Origin of the sequence: Actinacidiphila yanglinensis (genome assembly GCF_900107965.1) — a bacterium.
Lineage (GTDB): Bacteria > Actinomycetota > Actinomycetes > Streptomycetales > Streptomycetaceae > Actinacidiphila > Actinacidiphila yanglinensis.
On record NZ_FNVU01000006.1, the window covers coordinates 440,054 to 455,881 of the forward strand.

The following is a 15,828-nucleotide window of genomic DNA, read 5'->3' on the forward strand; positions in this document are numbered from 1 at the left end:
CCTCTGAACCCCCGCCGACCTCGGGCTGAGCGACCCGACCATCTCCCACCACTACCGCGTGCTCCGCGAAGCTGGACTCACCCGAACCGCCGTCGAGGGACGCAAACGGATCGTCAAGGTACGCCGCCACGACATGGAAACCCGCTTCCCCGGGCTTCTACCCGCAGTCCTCCTCCCGAAATGACCACACCGGGCAGTTCCCCCCGCCGACGCGTGCGCGCCAATTGACGGGCGGCCCCACCCTCTTCCGCGCCGGCATCACCCCAGCGGTGCCCGAGCCCTGGATGACGCTCGTGGGGCGTCCGGTCGCGGGGTTGTCGACCACGAACCGGTCGGCCTCGTCCGCCGAGGACCAGCGGGTCCGTGTGATGTCCGGGTATCGCACGATGCCGGTCACAGCACACCGCCCTGGGTGTTGCCGGAGACCAGGCCGGCCGCCGGGTAGTCCGTGTAGCCGCGCTCGCCGCCCTCGTAGAAGGTGTCGCGGTCGGGCGGGGAGAGCGGGATGCCGTGGGCGAAGCGCGCGGGCAGGTCGGGGTTGGCGATGAACGGCAGCCCGAAGGAGACCAGGTCGGCCAGGCCCTCGGAGAGCACGGCGTTGCCCGCCTCCTGGTCCAGGCCGGCGTTGGCGATCAGCGTTCCGCGGTACAGCGGCCGAAACCGGCCCAGCGACTCCGCGCGCTCCTCGGCCGGGACGGCCACGTTCGGACGGCGGGTCATCATCAGGTGCACGTAGGCCAGCGGGTAGTCGTTGAGGCGCTCGGCGACGTACTCGTGGCCGGTGAGGATCTCGGGCGAGACAGCGTCGGCGATCATCGCCTGGTGCGGTGCGAACTTGATGCCGACCCGGTGCGGGCCCCACACCTCGGTGACGGCGTCCAGGATCTCGAACAGGAAACGGGCCCGCTTCTCCGGGCTGCCGCCGTAACCGTCGGTGCGCAGGTTCAGGTCCGGGTTGAGGAATTGCGCGATCAGGTATCCGCGCTGCGCGTGCACCTCCACGCCGTCGAAGCCCGCACGCCGCGCGTTGAGCGCGGCCGACCGGTACTGCTCCACGACGCCGGCGATCTCCTCGGCCGACAGCGCCCGCGGCGTTACCGTGTCGGTGAAACCACTGCCCGGAGTGAAGACCTTCCCCCCGGGGTTGACCGCGGACGGCGCCACCGGCAGGTCCCCGCCGCGGTAGTCCGGGTGGGAGGAGGAGCCGGTGTGCGCCAGCTGGGAGTAGATGACGCCGCCATCCGCGTGCACCGCCTTGGTCACCCCGGTCCAGCCCTGGACCTGTTCGTCGCTGAAGATGCCCGGCACGTTGAGCGCGCCGATGGCGTCCGGGCTGATCCAGGTGCCCTCCGTCACGATCAGACCGGCACCCGCACGCTGTCGGTAGTAGTCGGCGTGCAGGCCGGTGGGCGCCATCTCGGGGTTGGTGGCACGTGCACGGGTCATCGGCGCCATCACCACGCGGTTGCGCAGCTGAACGGCGCCGAGGTCGTAGGGGCGCAGGAGTGCCTGCTCGTCGGCCTGCAGGGGGAAGGACATATCTACCTCTTGGGTTCGGTCGGCGTTGCGCCGACGTCACCAACGTTCACGGCCTCTGCGCATCACGTCCAACGATTCATTCTCATACCGCTCAGCATCATGTGTGATAGTTGCCGGCATGGAGCTCCGTCATCTCGAACACTTCCTCGCGGTTGCCGACGCGGGCAGCTTCACCAAGGCGGCGAGGAACCTGCACCTCGTCCAGTCCGGGGTGTCCGCGACGATCAAGACCCTGGAGCATGAGCTCGGGGCGGCGCTGTTCGTCCGCACCCCCGGCGCGGTCGTGCTGACCGCAGCCGGCCGGGCGCTGCTGCCCCGGGCCCGCGAGACGCTGGTCGCGGCCGGCTCCGCCAAGGACGCCGTGCACCGCACCCAGGGCACGCTCCAGGGTGAAGTGACCGTAGGTACCCTGACCTCGGTCAACGTCGTGGACCTACCCGACATGCTGTCGGTTCTGCGCGACCGGCACCCCGCGGTGACCGTGCGGCTGCGGGCGGCGGCGGGGGGATCGGCCGACCTGGCGCAGCAGTTGCGGGACGGGCTGCTTGACGTGGCGTTCATGTCGCTGCCTGATCCGCAGCGCCTCGGCCTCGACACCCGGCTGCTGGCAGTCGCGCCGCTTTCCCTGTACGTGCCCAGCGCCCATCCGCTCGTGGGCGCTGGACGGGTGGTGCTGGCACAGCTGGGCGAGTTCCCGTTCGTCGATTCGCCTCAGGGTTTCGGCAACCGGACCGTGGTCGACCAGGCATTCGCCGCCGCAGGGGTCGACCGGGAGGTGACGCTGGAGGTCGCGGACATCGGCACCGCCGTCAACTACATCCGCGCCGGGCTGGGTATCGGATTCCTCAGCCGCTTCCTCGTCGAGGACCATACCGGGCTGGACGTCCTGGAGATCGCCGATCACGATCTGCGGTGGCGGTTCAGTGTCGCCACCGCCTCGCGTCGCCGGCCCAGCGGCCCGACCGAGGCATTCCTCGACCTGCTCAGGGAGCGCTATCCCTCCACCCGTGATCTGGGCCGATAACGCCACCCGCGCCGGACAGCGAGGTATCGCCGAGAGTGATGGCACACGCCCGCCGCCTGCGCGCTGTGCCCCTCGACGTCCGCCACGACCAGTCCCATGCCACCGTCGGGCAGGGGGACGACGTCCTACCAGTCGCCGCCCACGGATGCTCCCTCCGTGGCGGGGAGATACCGGCTGGTCAGTACCGTCTCGGGGAGCAGTGGCAGGCCCGGCGGAAGCAGGTTCTCCCGCATGGCCAATCCGCGTGAAGGCGGAATATCGGCGGCACGGGCCTTGTTTGCCGCCGTTGCTGATCAACAAGGAGGCCCCATGCCTGTGACCCTTCGGCCCCGCGCGCTGCGTTCCGGCGACCTCGTGGTCGTTACCGCGCTCTCGGGCCAGCTTGAGCCAGGTGAGGAACCACTGCTCGCCCGCGGTGTGGCGATACTGGAGCGGATGGGTTTCCGCGTGCGAGTCAGCCCGATGGTCGACCCGGCGCAGAATCGCTGGTGGGCGTCGGGCACGCCGGCGGAGCAGGCCGCCGAACTCAATGGTCTGCTCCGGGACGCGGAGGTGCGGGCCATCGTCGCGCACACTGGTGGGCAGGCGACTATCGGCTATCTCGATTTGATCGATCTGAACGCGATCCTGGCCGACCCGAAGCCGATCCTCGGCTACAGCGACATCTCGCTGCTGCACATGGCGTTGCACGCCAAGACCGGCCTCGTCGGCTTCCACTCCGACATCGCTACCCACGGTTTCGGCAGCGATTGGTACACGCTGGGCGACAAGGCCCGTCGCTCCGAGCTTGTCGACCTCTACACCCGTGTGCTCACCAAGGCCGAGGCGCCGGGCGCCCTGCCGGCAATGGGGGCTTGGGAAACCTGGAGGCCGGGACACGCGCGGGGACCACTGGTCGGCGGTTTGCTGAACCGCCTTGTCCAACTGCAGGCGACACCCTTCGCATTGGCTGCCGAACGGTTCGACGGTGCCGTGCTGTTCTGGGAGGAGGTGCAGCGGCCGGTCTCTCGGATCTGGGGCGACCTGCATACTCTGCGACTGTCCGGTGTGTTGGACCGGATCGCAGGCATGGTGGTCGGCATCCCGACTGAGGTCACGCCCTACGAGGGCGGCGGAGACCGCGCAGGTCTACGCGACGTGGTACTCGATGTCCTGGCTCGACGTGACGTCCCGGTCCTTGCACAGGTCGACTTCGGTCACACCTCGCCGAACCTGCCGCTGCCTCTCGGCGTCCGCGCGCACGTGGACGCAGACAACCAGACGCTCTCCCTGCTCGATTCGGCGGTCGCGAACGCCTGAGTTCTGTTGGATATTGGGGCGTGCCTGGAGGGCTACCTTCCGTCGTGTTCCACCTTCTCCCGCTCGGCCTGTCCGTCATGCCCGTTGCATCGACCTGCCCGATCGTCCCGACAGCCGCCGAGACCGCGCGACTGAAGAAGATGAAGCACAGATCGGTGAGTTCACGGCGTCGGCCTGCCAGTGCCATCCGACCCTGACTCCGGGCCAGGCCAGGGCGATGCGGGTACGCCCGAGGAGTACGCCGCTCCCCCGGCCGCACGCCGCCAGGCCGGAGCACAGGCCACTCGCCTACCCGCCCTTCCCGCGAGCTGCACGCCACCGTCGACATCCTCACCGACATCGAATCCCACCTGACGACTGGCCCGGCCCAGCTAGGCCGCGGCGGCTCCGGCTCACGAGCGAGCCATACGACAACAACCAAAGCGCCCATTGAGTGGCTGGGCTGACCGGGCGTCCCCAGGCTGCCGAGAACTCGTACTGGTTACCGTCTCGCGAGCATCGACCCGAACCTGACCACTGATCAGTAAAGTCAGCATTGGGTCAGCATTGGTCCTGGCACACCTTGTTGCACTCGTACATACATGGGGATTCCATCGGGGGCCCGCGTGCTTTCCGAGCCTCGCGATCCGAGTACCTCGCGGTCAGCGAAGACGGCCTCCAGGTGTCTGCGGAGACAGGGGGCGCCAGGCCATGGTCCGACTCAGAAACACCAGGTCAACGCTCACGACCCCGCGGCTTCAGGGGAGTTGCGGGGATCGGCGGGGCGGACAGTCGGGCACCGTTGTAGCCGTGCACCTCGCCGAACCTGGTGCTCGTACTCCACTCCTCGCGAGCTTCCACGATATCCTCGTGAGAGCGCCCGATGAAGTTCCACCACATGACGATCTTCTCCGCGAAGGGCTCGCCGCCCAGGAGCATGAGGGAGGCGGAGCTGTCCGCGAGCAGGGAGAGGTCCCGGCGGCCGGAGCCGAGGTAGAGGAGGGAGCCGGGGGCCACGGTTACCCCGTCGACGTCGACCTGGCCGGACATCGCGAGGGCGGCGTACTCGAAGTCGGGCTGGAGCGGCAGGCGGGCGGCCGCGCCCTCGGCGAGGGTGAGGTCGGCGCCGACCAGCGGGCTGTGGAGGGTGCCGGGCGAGGCCGTGCCGTCGAGTTCGCCGAGGATGACGGTCGCGTGCAGGCCCTGCGCGGTGACCTCGGGGAGTTCGGCGTGGTGCTCGAAGGCGGGCGGGACGTGCCGGCGGGAGTCGGGGAGGGCGATCCACAACTGGGCGCCGTGCAGGTATCGGGCGTGGTCGCGGGGCGACTCCTCGGAGTGCGAGATGCCCTCGCCGGAGGTCATCAGGCCCAGTTCCCTGGGTCGTACCGTCTGCTTTCTGCCGAGGCTGTCGCGGTGCAGCACCTCGCCGTCGTGCAGCCAGCTCACGGTCTGCAGGCCCATGTGCGGGTGCGGCGGCACCTGCATTCCGGGTTCCTGGGCGATGTCGTCGGGCCCGTAGTGGTCGACGAAGCACCAGGCACCGATCATGCGGCGGCCCAGGCTGGGCAGCAGGCGGCGCACCTGCGTGCTCTCGCCGAGCTGCACGGTCCGGCCGGTGAGCAGTTCACGGACCGGGCCGGCCGGCACATCCTCGCGGCCGCCGCAGACGGTGGCGGACGGTTTCACATCGAGATTGCTCATGGCTCGATCATGCCCCCGGACGCGGCCGAGCCGGTCGAGGCGGCTCGACGAGCCGCTCCGGTATGTCGGCCAGGCATCCGCGCAGCCGCTCGCCGAGCGCCTTCGCCTGCGGGTCGGCCCGGGTGGACGCGGCCACGCCGTCGCCGAGCAGGTCGTGCACGACGAAGTTCAGGGCACGCAGGTGGGGCAGTTCGTAGCGGCTGACCGGCAGCCGCGCGGCCTCGGGCAGCAGCGCGCGCAGCCGGGGCACGTCCAGGTACGCGCGCAGCCAGGCGTACGTGTCGTCGTCCCGGACCCACAGCCCGACGTTGGCGTCCCCACCCTTGTCGCCCGAACGCGCCCCGACGAGCGTGCCGAGCGGCAGGCGTACGGTCCTGCCGTGCTCTTCGGGGTGGGATTCCTTCCGCTCGGGGCGCGGCACGCCCGGGAGCGGCGGGGGTACGGCGTCGGCGCGGGTGCCCGGCACCGCGGCACCGGCCGGCGCGGCGGCGGTGCCCGGGCGCAGCGGCGGGCGGGGCACGGGCAGCCGGGTGCCGTCGGCGAGCACCGTGACGGCCCGCACCTCCTGCGCCGGGACCAGCGCGGGCCAGAACACGCCGTACTCGGTGGGCCGGGGCGTGGCGTGCTCCAGGTACAGGCCGGGGTAGCCGGCCAGCGCGGTGCCGGCGACCGCGCCGAAGAAGCCGCGGCCGACCTTGCCGGGGTCGGGGTCCTTGACGGTGAGGGTGAGCCGGTCGACCTCCTGGCCGTGCTCCCGGCGCAGGTCGTACCCGGCGAACGCGGCCGGCCCGCCGGTGGCGTCGCGCAGCGCGGCCTCCGCGTAGTCGGCCTTGGCGTCGAGGTCCAGGCCGGTCAGCACGAAGACGGCCGCATTGCGGTGGCCGCCGAGGTGGTTGACGCAGACCTTCAGGGTGGCGGGGGCGGGCTGCCCGGTGACCGGGCCGACGGCGACCCGGTCGGTGCCCTGCTGGGTGAGGCGCACGGTGTCGAAGCGGGCCACCACGTCGGCGTTGAGGTAGGCGGGATGGCCGATCTCGTACAGGAGTTGGGCGGTGACGGTGCCCACAGTGACGGCTCCCGCGGTGCCGGGGTGCTTGGTGATGACGCTGGAGCCGTCCGGGTGCACCTCGGCGATCGGGAAGCCGGGGTGGACGGGGTCGGGGATCTCGGTGAAGAAGGAGTAGTTGCCCCCGGTGGCCTGGGTGCCGCACTCGATGATGTGGCCGGCGGTGACCGCGCCGGCCAGCGCGTCCCAGTCGTCGACGGCCCAGTCGAACGCCCAGGCGGCGGGTCCGACCACGAGGGAGGCGTCGGTGACGCGGCCGCAGACCACCACGTCGGCGCCGGACCGCAGCGCCTGGGCGATGCCCCAACCACCGAGGTAGGCATGGGCGGTGACCGGTTGCACGCCGGCGCCGGCCAGCGGGCGGCCGGTCGCGAGATGGGCGAAGTCATGTCCGCGGGACCGGAGTTCGGGCAGCCGGTCGAGCAGGTCGTCGCCCTCGACGTGGGCGACGGTTGGGTGCAGGCCGCCGGCCGCGGCGAGTTCGCGGAGTCTGGCGGCGAGACCGGCGGGGTTCAGGCCGCCCGCGTTGACCACGATCTTGATGCCGCGCTCCAGGCAGGTGCCGAGCACGTCGTGCATCTGGCCGAGGAAGGAGACCGCGTAGCCGCCCTCGGGGTCGCGCTGCCGGGCCTTCCACAGCAGCAGCATGGTGAGTTCGGCGAGGTAGTCACCGGTGAGCACGTCGATCGGGCCACCCTCGACCATCTCCCGCGCGGCGGACTGCCGATCGCCGTAGTAGCCGGAGCAGTTGGCGATCCGCAGCGGCTCGGTACGGCCGCGGCCGTACGTCGGCGGGGCCACCGGACCGTTCGGCGCAGTCGTCACCGTACTCTCCCGTCACTTCTGTGCAGGGTCACCGATCCGAACGATCATCATGCCGGTACCGGCGCCGCGCAAGACCGCGCGGGAGCCGTCCGCCGTGGCGCCGGTACCTGCGACACCCGTGTCGGAGTGCGGTGGTTCAATCACGGCATGAGCCAACCGTTCGAGTCGCCCGACCCGTCCACCCCCTCCGCCCCTTCCGCCCCGCCGGCCGGGGACGGCGCCGTCCCGGAGGAGGGGCTGCTCTCGGTGGACGAGGTGATCGACATCGTCGACGAGGACGACCACGTGATCGGCACCTCGCCGCGCGGCGAGGCATACGCCCAAGGGCTGCGGCACCGCTGCGCGTTCATCCTGGCCCGCGACCCGAGCGGCCGGATCTTCGTGCACCGCCGTACGGCCCGCAAGCTCGTCTTCCCCTCCCTGTACGACATCTTCGTCGGCGGCGTGGTCGGCGCGGGCGAGTCCTACGACGCGACGGCGCTGCGTGAGGCCGAGGAGGAGCTGGGCGTCTCCGGACTGCCCCAGCCCACCCGCCTGTTCAAGTTCCTCTTCGCTCCGGAGTCCGGCCCCGGCTCCTGGTGGTCGACGGTCTACGAGGTCCGCGTCGACGTCCCGGTCCGGCCGCAGGTCGAGGAGGTCGCCTGGCACGACTTCCTCACCGAAGAGGAACTCGAACGCCGCCTCACCGAATGGGAGTTCGTCCCCGACGGCCTGGATGCCTACCAGCGCCTCGCCCGCTGGCGGAAGGAGGGGTGACCGATCCCGCCGGTCGGTCCGGGCCGGCCACGGGACGTGTGGGGGCACTCCCCCTGGCTTCGCCGTAGGCAGCCCGGGCGGTCCGCTCAACCAGAAGCCGCCGCCGCGAGAATCGACTCCGCCACCGCGGTCCGCATGTACAGCACGGACCGCCCGGAGCGGTGCGCCGACACGATCCCGGCGTCCCGCAGAGCGGTCAGGTGCTGGTTGACCCCGCCCGCGGACAGCCCGGTCCGCCCGGCGAGTTCGCTGGTCGACGCGGGCACCGCCAGCTCCGTCAGCAGCAGCGCCCGGGTCCGGCCGAGCACCGCGGCGACCGCCTCGGGGACCGCGGGCCGCTCCGCCGCCCAGACCGATCCCCACCCGCGGCTCGGGTAGAAGAGCTGCCTGCCGACCGGGGCCACGGTCGCCGTGGGCGCCTCCGACCGGGTGAACACCGACGGCACGAGCACCAGGCCCCGGCCCTCCAGATCCAGGCGGACGGGGCAGGCCATCTGCGAGAGGGTCAGGGTGCCCGCGCTCCACACCACCCTCGGGTGCAGGTCGCCGAGGACCGCCCCAGCCCCGTCCGCGGCCAGCCGCCGCGCCTGGTGGAAGACGTCGGCCTCCAGCACGGACCGTATCTGCGGCCAGCACGGGGCGAGAGCCGCGTCCCAGTACGCCTCGATCTCCCCGACGAGCCGCGCGATCCCGGCGGCCGGGTCGGCGTACATCGCCTCGATCCGCGCGGTCCGCAACCCGAACATGCTCAGCTCGCGGTGGATCTCGCTCACCGGCGTCGCCTCGACCACCCTGAGTTCGGCGGCGAGTTCGGCGCCCCGGGTGGGCGGCGGCGGGGTGATGAAGTCGGGGGTGTAGCCGGTGGCAGGCACCAGGTCGAAGAGCAGCCCGCGGTCCAGCCCGGCCGCGGCCACCCTCGGCACCGCCGCCTCCAGCCAGCGCCGGTGCGCCGACCGGCGGCCCGCCTGCCGGCCCGCCTCGGACCCGCCCGCCGCCTGGTAGACGCGGATGCTCGCCACCACCTCCCACAGCGGGGACACCGCGAAGCGGGTGCGTGCCACGTCGTTCGCCGAGAAGGCGAAGCGGATGCCTCTCCCCATGTCGTCTCTCCCCCGCCGCAGAAACGGACCGCCGCTCGTTCTCCGCGGCCGCCGGGGCCCGCCGGGGCCCGCCGCAGCGGCGTCGATTCGGCCCTGCCTTAATCATTGCCGTCAACCCACCCGGCCACCACACCATTCCGGTATGACCGCTCCACCACGCCAGGCCCCCCAGCCGCCCGCTTCACCGGGAGAGCCGCGCCCGGGCCCAGGCCCCGACGACCTCCACGGGCATGACGGCGTCCACGGACCCGACGGCGTCCGGGTCCGCGACGTCCTCCCCAGCCGCGCGCCCGAGGACGTACCCGAAGGCGTACCCGAGGACGCGCACGGCGTGACGCCCGGGCCGCGCCGCTTCCGGGCTGCCGCCGCACGCCACTTCGGCGGACTGCCGGGCCCGTTCTGGGTCGTCTTCAGCGGCACCGTGATCAACCGGGTCGGCACCATGGTCGTGCCGTTCCTCGTCTTCTACCTCGGCTCGCGGGGTGTCACCGCCGACCAAACGCCCTACGTGCTGGGCGCGTTGGGTGCGGGCGGGCTGGTCGGACCGGTGCTCGGGGGCTGGTTCGCGGACCGGCTCGGGCGGCGGCAGGCGATCCTCACCGGCATGGTCGCGACGCCGATCAGCCAGGCGCTGCTGTTCGCCTCCCCCGGGTTCGTGACGCTCGCCGTCGCCGCCGCGCTGCTGGGAGCCGCGGCGAACCTCCATCTGCCGGGCGTGGCCGCGGTGATCGCGGACTCGTCCGGCGCGAGCCGGCGCCGGGCGGCCTACGGGCTGTACCACTGGGCGATCAACATCGGCGCCGCCACCGCCGGCGCGCTCGGCGGGTTCCTGATCGCGCACGGGTTCTGGCTGCTGTTCGTGGTGGACGCGGTGACCTGCCTGGGATTCGCCGCGGTCGCCATGGTGGCCCTGCCGAAGGACGCGCCGCACCACGCCAACGGGCCCACCGGCTCCGGCGGTTACGGTCTGGTGCTGCGCGACCGGATGATGCTGGCGCTGGTCGTGGTGTCGGTCGCGGGCGAATGCGTCTACGCGCAGACGGAGTTCACGGTGCCGTTGGCGATCCGCGACCACGGGCTGCCCGCGAGCGTGTACGGGCTGGTCGCCGTCGTCAACGCGCTGCTGGTGGTGGTCTGCCAGCCGTTCGCCAACACATGGCTGGCCCGGCGGGACCGGCTCCGGGTGTGGGCCGCGGCGTCCGTGCTGCTCGCGGTCGGGGTGGGGCTGACCGGAACCGCACACGCGGCCGGCGGGTTCGTGGCGACGGCCGTGGTGTGGAGCGCGGGTGAGGTGTGCGCGGGCGGCATCAGCACCGCGGTCGTGGCCGACCTGGCTCCCGTCCACGCCCGGGCCCGTTACCAGGCGGCGCTCAACTGGGCGCGCGGTGTGGCCCGTTTCCTCGCGCTGGTGGCCGGCCCGGCCCTGTACGCGACCGCCGGTCCGGCCGCGCTGTGGTGGGCGGTCGCCGCGCTGGGCATGGCGGGTTCGTTCGGCGTGCTGGCACTGCGCCCCGGGATGGCCCGGGCCGAGCACCGCGCCAAGGCTTCCGCGTAGAGAGGTCGGCGACGCGGAGGAAACAGGGGCGGCCGGTCACGCCCCCCACGGCGGTCCGGCGCACACGGGGGTGCCGGACCGCCACTCCCCCGGTCCGGCGCCCGCCCGACTCCTTTTCTCCGCACGCCTCTTCGGCCCTTCCGGCGCCCTTCCCGGTGCGCGCCGGCGGCCGTTCTCACGCCGGCAGCAGCATCCCCGCGATCACCGATGCCGCGTTCGCCGCGACCGAAGCGGCGTACGGCACCGGTCCGCGCAGCCGCAGCCACCACGCCATCAACGCGCCCTCCACCAGGCACACCACGCTCTCCGCGACCGCGAACGCCGGCCAGTAGTCGTGCGACGGGACCCGGGAGAGGAACCACCACAGCAGCGGGTGCGTCACAAGGTTGACCATGACGGCCGCGACTGCCGTACGGCGGAACCGCGCGGGGGAGGCCGAGATGACCGTCACCGCGTACACCGGCACCTCGACCGCCACGGTCAGGGCGAGGGCCGGAGGATAGGACACAGCGGGATCGTGTCACGGGGGAGGGACCAGTGGCGAGCGGTTCAGTGACGGGCGGTTCGGTGACGGGCGCCGGTATCGGGAGCGCAGCCGGCATCGGAGCGGTGGCGGCGGCAGGGGCCGGAGGGGGCGGCGCCGGTGCGGCGTTCGCGGGCCTGCCGGTCGCCCGCCTGGGCGGGCGGCTGGGGCGGGCCGGGCAGATGAGGCCGATCGCCGGTTTCGCGGTGCTGATCTGCGTGACGCTGGTGCTGGCCCTGCGCCTGCCCGCCGGCACCGCCGTGGTGGGCCTGGCGTCCCTCGGCATCCTGCACAACGTGCTCGAACTCCGTTACATGGCAGGCCGGTTCGGCGGTCTTCTGAAGGGGCCGTTCCTGCGGATGCTGGCGGCGCTGATCACCGGCATCGTGCTGGTGCGGCTGCTGCCGCCCTCGACCGGCACCCGGGCCGTCGAGATCCTGCTCGCGTACGTGCTGCTCGCGGCGGCCTGCTGCTACGCGTTGCGCTCGCGGCCCCTGCGGCTGGCCGCCGCCCTGCTGGTGGTCGCGGGCGCGGCGGCGACCTCGCTCGCCTTCCCCGACTACCACTTCGTGGTGCTGACCCACCTGCACAACGTCGTCCCGCTGGTCTTCCTGTGGGAGTGGTCGCGCGAGATGCCGCGCGGCCGGACCCTGTTCCGAGCGGTGCAGTGCGGCTGGATCGTGGTGATCCCGGCGCTCGTGCTGTCGGGCGCCTTCGACGGCCTGATGGGTGCCGGCTCGGGCTGGACCACCCGGCTGTCCTCCTCCTACACCCCGCCGGCCTGGCAGCACACGGACGCCGGGCAGCGGTTCGTGACCGTCTTCGCGTTCATGGCGCTGATGCACTACCTGGTGTGGGTGTGGTTCATGCCGCGCTACGCCCCCGACGCGACCGCCGCGTTCGAACAGCGGGTGCCGGTGGTCACCGGTCGCTGGGCCTGGGCCCTGGGGATCGGCGGCACCGCCGCGCTCGCCGTGCTCTTCGTCAGCGACTACGACCAGGGCACCTCGCTCTACGCCGCGATCGCCGGCTACCACGCGTACCTGGAGTTCCCGGTGCTGCTCATGCTCGTCCTGGGCCTCGCGCCCCGGATTACCGAGGGGGAGAAGTGAAGTTGATGGTCCTTGCCGATGTGGCTCCACCCAATGACGGGGACGGGGGAAGCCACACCCTGGTGATCGTCGTGGTCGTCGTCATCCTGGTCGTCGCGATCGCCGCGCTCGTCGCCGCCTCCCGCCGCCGCAAATAGGGTGGGCCCCTGACCCTCCCGGGTGCCCCTGTCCGCCGGTTGAGGGACCACCCGCCGGTGGCCGGCTGCTCGCGCAGTTCCCCGCGCCCCCAAATACGCCCGGGCCCTCCCGGGTCAAGCACGCGGCGAGCCGCACACATCAGGGGCGCGGGGAACTGCGCGACAAGCCACCGCGGACCGCAAGGTCCCTCCACCGGCAGGACCGGGCAACCCGGGGGGTCAGGGGCGCCCCGATACTCAGGGCACCCGGATCGCCGCGGCCAGCGCACGCACCTCGCGGTCGGCGAAGCCCGGCTCCGCCGCCATCGCCCGGACCAGGTCGCGCCGCGTCTCCCGGGTGCGGCCGGCCGCGACCACCGCGCGCGCCTCGGCGAGCGCCTGCGGCAGCGTCTCGTGGTGGCGGGCCCGCGCCGCGTCCGGCTCGAACCAGCGGCTCGGCGGGAAGGAGCGGTGCAGCTTCGGCTGCTCGTTCCCGAACCAGCTCCAGGTCCGCCAGTGCATCGAGACGTTGACCACGTGACCGGCCGGCAGGGTCCGCACCCAGCGCACCGATTCCGGTGACTGCTGCCAGCGCCACTGGTGCGGGCTGCTCCTGCCCCGGATGGTGACCCCGACGTACCGCAGCTTCCGCCGGATCACCGCCCAGGGCTCCCGGCTCTCCGCGATCCACGCCGACAGCTCGCCGTGGATCGCGTCGAAGGTCGAGCCGGCGCTGACGACGTCCACCAGTGCCAACGGCCGCTTGCGACGGGCCAGTGCGTACGGTTCCAGACCCGCCTCGGCCAGGTGCGTCCGCAGCCGGTCCCGGCCGACCGGCCCCAGGGTGTGCGCACCCCGCAAGGACAGCGGCAGTCTCCGGAGCCCGCCCGGCCGGTCCGCACCCTCCAGCACGCCCGTCAGCAGGTCGTACATGGTGTCCAGCGAGCGCCCCACGAAGCACAGGTCCGCGGCGTGCGACCGCGCCAGCACCTTCCCGGTGCACTCCACCAGTTCCGGCAGGTAGCCCGGTCGCGAGCGCGCCGGGCCCTCCGCGAGCGTCCCGAGCCGGGCCGGCGCGCCGCCCCCGAAGGACGACAGCGGCCAGCGGTACGGCTGCGGCGGCCGGCCGGTGCTCCTGGTCATACCCGCCATTGCAGCACCCGGGCCCGATCCGGCGACACTCCTTTTCCCGGGGAACGGCCCCCGGAACGCGGCCGGTTGCCCACCCCCCGGCCGCACCCCGTGAGCGGCCGCCGGCCGTCCCGGCACCCTTCGGACCTCGTCGAACTTGAACGCGCGGCACGGATACGTGTTCAGTGGGCGCATGACAGCAGAACCAGCCGCACCGTTGCCCCTGATCGTGGTCATGGGGGTGTCCGGGTCGGGCAAGACGACGATCGGCGGCATGCTGGCCGCGCGGCTGGGCGTGCCGTACGCCGAGGCCGACGACTTCCACCCGGCGGCGAACATCGCCAAGATGGCGGCGGGCCGGCCGCTGGACGACGACGACCGTGCGCCCTGGCTGGACACGATAGCGGGATGGCTGGCCGGGCGGGGGGCGCGCGGCGGCGTGGTGAGCTGTTCGGCGCTGCGGCGGCGTTACCGCGACCGGCTGCGGGCCGCGGCCCCCGGGGTGGTGTTCGTGCACCTGGACGGATCGCCGGAGCTGGTCGCCGCCCGGCTCGGCGCCCGCACCGGCCACTTCATGCCGCCGGCGCTGCTGGCCTCGCAGTTCGAGGCGCTGGAACCGCTGGAGCCGGGTGAGGCGGGCATGGTCGTGCCGATCGACGGCGAGGCGGAGCGGACCGTGGAGCGGATTCTGGCCGCGCTCCCCCGCTGACCGGGGCGGGCCCGCCCCCCGACACGGTCGGGCCCGCCGGTCTCCGTGGCGCGGGCTACCAGCGCGGCACGGACGGGGTGCGCCAGGACGGGTCGGCCTTGCGCATCGCGGCGGCGTCGTCGCGGTCGCGCAGGGTGCCGTCGTCGTCCAGCCAGCGCTGGTGCAGGGCCGCGAGGGCGGCAGGGTCGAGTGTGACGCCCAGGCCGGGGCGGTCGCAGACGGCGAGCCGGCCGTCCTCGAAGACGTGCCGCTCGGTGATGACGTCCTCGGTCTGCCACGGGTAGTGCGTGTCGCAGGCGTAGTCGAGGTTGGGCACGGTCGCCGCGACGTGGGTCATCGCCGCCAGGCTGATGCCCAGGTGGGTGTTGGAGTGCATGGACAGGCCCACCCCGAAGGCACCGCAGATGGCGGCGAGTTGCTGGGTCCTGCGCAGCCCGCCCCAGTAGTGGTGATCGGAGAGCACCACCTGCACGGCGCCGCGGGTGAACGCCTCCCGGATCTCGGGGACCGTCGTCACGCACATGTTGGTGGCCAGCGGCACGTCCGTGCCGGCGGCCACCTCGGCCATCCGGTCGGTGCTGCTCGCCGGGTCCTCCAGGTACTCCAGGACGTCCGCCAGCTCGCGCGCGACCTCCAGCGAAGTCGCCACAGACCAGGCCCCGTTGGGGTCCAGCCGCAGCGGCTTGCCGGGGAACGCCTCGGCGAGCGCGCGGACCGCGGCGATCTCCTGCTCGGGCGGGAAGACGCCGCCCTTGAGCTTGAAGGAGCCGAAGCCGTAGATGTCGGCGAACCGGCGGGCCTGGGCCACGACGCCGGCCGGGTCGAGGGCGGCGCCCCAGTCGTCGGGCTCGCCGGCGCCCTGCGGGTGCTCGGCAAGCCGGTAGAAGAGGTAGGCGCTGTAGTCGACGGCGTCGCGGACCTTGCCGCCGAGCAGCGCGTGCACGGGCAGTCCGAGGGTCTTGCCGAGCGCGTCGAGGCAGGCCACCTCGAAGCCGGAGATGACCGACAGCCGGAGCTTGTCCGCGGTCTGCACGCCGCGCAGGCCGCCGAGGTCGACGGAGTCGGACACGTCACCGGGCTCACCGCAGACCCGCTCGGCGAGGGTGAACAGCCCGTTCAGGTCGCTGATCCGGTGGCCGGGCAGCGCCTTGGCCAGCGGCGCGGCCAGGTCGAGGTAGCGGCTGTCGCCGTAGGTCTCGCCGACACCGGTGGTGCCGTCGGCGGTGACCACCTCGATGATCAGACGGGGGGTGTAGGGCTGGTGGACCCCCTGGGTGTTGAGCAGCGGCGGATCGGCGATCAGGATGGGGGTCAGCCGCACCTCGGCGATGGCCGCCGAGGACGGGGTCGCCGCCCCATCCGCTGTCTGCATATATGAATCATGTTCACCCAT

The 15,828-nt window shown here is 72.5% G+C and carries 14 protein-coding genes and 1 pseudogene; 8 read left to right on the plus strand and 7 right to left on the minus strand.

The window, feature by feature from the left end:
• Positions 1-19 precede the first annotated feature (19 nt).
• Positions 20-184 (plus strand): annotated as a pseudogene (locus C4U44_RS16910) (ArsR/SmtB family transcription factor); the annotation flags it as partial.
• A gap of 209 nt (positions 185-393) precedes the next feature.
• On the opposite strand, the gene C4U44_RS16915 reads toward C4U44_RS16910, so the two are convergent.
• The gene (locus C4U44_RS16915; protein ID WP_103886620.1) at positions 394-1,539 is read right to left on the minus strand and encodes an alkene reductase; all 1,146 of its coding nucleotides are present in this window, start codon (positions 1,537-1,539) and stop codon (positions 394-396) included.
• A 118-nt stretch (positions 1,540-1,657) separates the two neighbouring features.
• Between C4U44_RS16915 and C4U44_RS16920 the strand changes: the two genes are divergently transcribed.
• Complete coding sequence (locus C4U44_RS16920) at positions 1,658-2,563, plus strand: LysR family transcriptional regulator (protein ID WP_103886621.1); 906 nt, start codon at positions 1,658-1,660, stop codon at positions 2,561-2,563.
• 309 nt (positions 2,564-2,872) lie between these two features.
• Complete coding sequence (locus C4U44_RS16930; protein WP_103886623.1) at positions 2,873-3,862, plus strand: S66 peptidase family protein; 990 nt, start codon at positions 2,873-2,875, stop codon at positions 3,860-3,862.
• 714 nt (positions 3,863-4,576) lie between these two features.
• On the opposite strand, the gene C4U44_RS16935 is transcribed toward C4U44_RS16930, so the two are convergent.
• Complete coding sequence (locus C4U44_RS16935) at positions 4,577-5,542, minus strand: pirin family protein (protein WP_103886624.1); 966 nt, start codon at positions 5,540-5,542, stop codon at positions 4,577-4,579.
• Between the two features lie 7 nt (positions 5,543-5,549).
• Entirely contained in the window at positions 5,550-7,433 is a 1,884-nt protein-coding gene (locus C4U44_RS16940) for an acyclic terpene utilization AtuA family protein (protein WP_407642844.1), read from the minus strand.
• A 147-nt stretch (positions 7,434-7,580) separates the two neighbouring features.
• On the opposite strand from C4U44_RS16940, the gene C4U44_RS16945 reads away from it, so the two are divergent.
• Entirely contained in the window at positions 7,581-8,189 is a 609-nt protein-coding gene (locus tag C4U44_RS16945; protein ID WP_103886626.1) for an NUDIX hydrolase, read from the plus strand.
• An 86-nt stretch (positions 8,190-8,275) separates the two neighbouring features.
• On the opposite strand, the gene C4U44_RS16950 is transcribed toward C4U44_RS16945, so the two are convergent.
• Positions 8,276-9,289: an ArsR/SmtB family transcription factor gene (locus C4U44_RS16950; RefSeq protein ID WP_103886627.1), complete on the minus strand. Its 1,014-nt coding sequence runs from the start codon at positions 9,287-9,289 to the stop codon at positions 8,276-8,278.
• Positions 9,290-9,431: 142 nt separating this feature from the next.
• Here C4U44_RS16950 and C4U44_RS16955 point away from each other — a divergent pair, with 142 nt between their 5' ends.
• A complete protein-coding gene (locus C4U44_RS16955; protein WP_107503991.1) occupies positions 9,432-10,844 on the plus strand; it encodes an MFS transporter in 1,413 nt (470 codons plus the stop codon).
• Between the two features lie 175 nt (positions 10,845-11,019).
• Here the strand turns inward: C4U44_RS16955 and C4U44_RS16960 are convergent, their stop codons facing one another.
• Positions 11,020-11,352 carry a hypothetical protein gene (locus tag C4U44_RS16960; RefSeq protein WP_103886628.1) on the minus strand — a complete coding sequence of 111 codons (333 nt, stop codon included), beginning with the start codon at positions 11,350-11,352 and terminating at the stop codon, positions 11,020-11,022.
• Positions 11,353-11,381: 29 nt separating this feature from the next.
• On the opposite strand from C4U44_RS16960, the gene C4U44_RS16965 reads away from it, so the two are divergent.
• On the plus strand, positions 11,382-12,479 hold the full coding sequence (locus tag C4U44_RS16965) for a hypothetical protein (protein WP_146088279.1): 1,098 nt from the start codon (positions 11,382-11,384) through the stop codon (positions 12,477-12,479).
• Positions 12,480-12,484: 5 nt separating this feature from the next.
• On the plus strand, positions 12,485-12,616 hold the full coding sequence (locus tag C4U44_RS43255) for a hypothetical protein (protein ID WP_265737330.1): 132 nt from the start codon (positions 12,485-12,487) through the stop codon (positions 12,614-12,616).
• Positions 12,617-12,853: 237 nt separating this feature from the next.
• On the opposite strand, the gene C4U44_RS16970 is transcribed toward C4U44_RS43255, so the two are convergent.
• Entirely contained in the window at positions 12,854-13,738 is an 885-nt protein-coding gene (locus tag C4U44_RS16970; protein WP_146088280.1) for a hypothetical protein, read from the minus strand.
• Positions 13,739-13,919: 181 nt separating this feature from the next.
• Between C4U44_RS16970 and C4U44_RS16975 the strand changes: the two genes are divergently transcribed.
• On the plus strand, positions 13,920-14,435 hold the full coding sequence (locus C4U44_RS16975; RefSeq protein WP_103886631.1) for a gluconokinase: 516 nt from the start codon (positions 13,920-13,922) through the stop codon (positions 14,433-14,435).
• A 55-nt stretch (positions 14,436-14,490) separates the two neighbouring features.
• Here C4U44_RS16975 and C4U44_RS16980 read toward each other — a convergent pair whose 3' ends face one another.
• Positions 14,491-15,807, minus strand: a complete 1,317-nt coding sequence (locus C4U44_RS16980) for a glucarate dehydratase family protein (protein ID WP_103886632.1) — start codon at positions 15,805-15,807, stop codon at positions 14,491-14,493.
• Positions 15,808-15,828 lie beyond the last annotated feature (21 nt).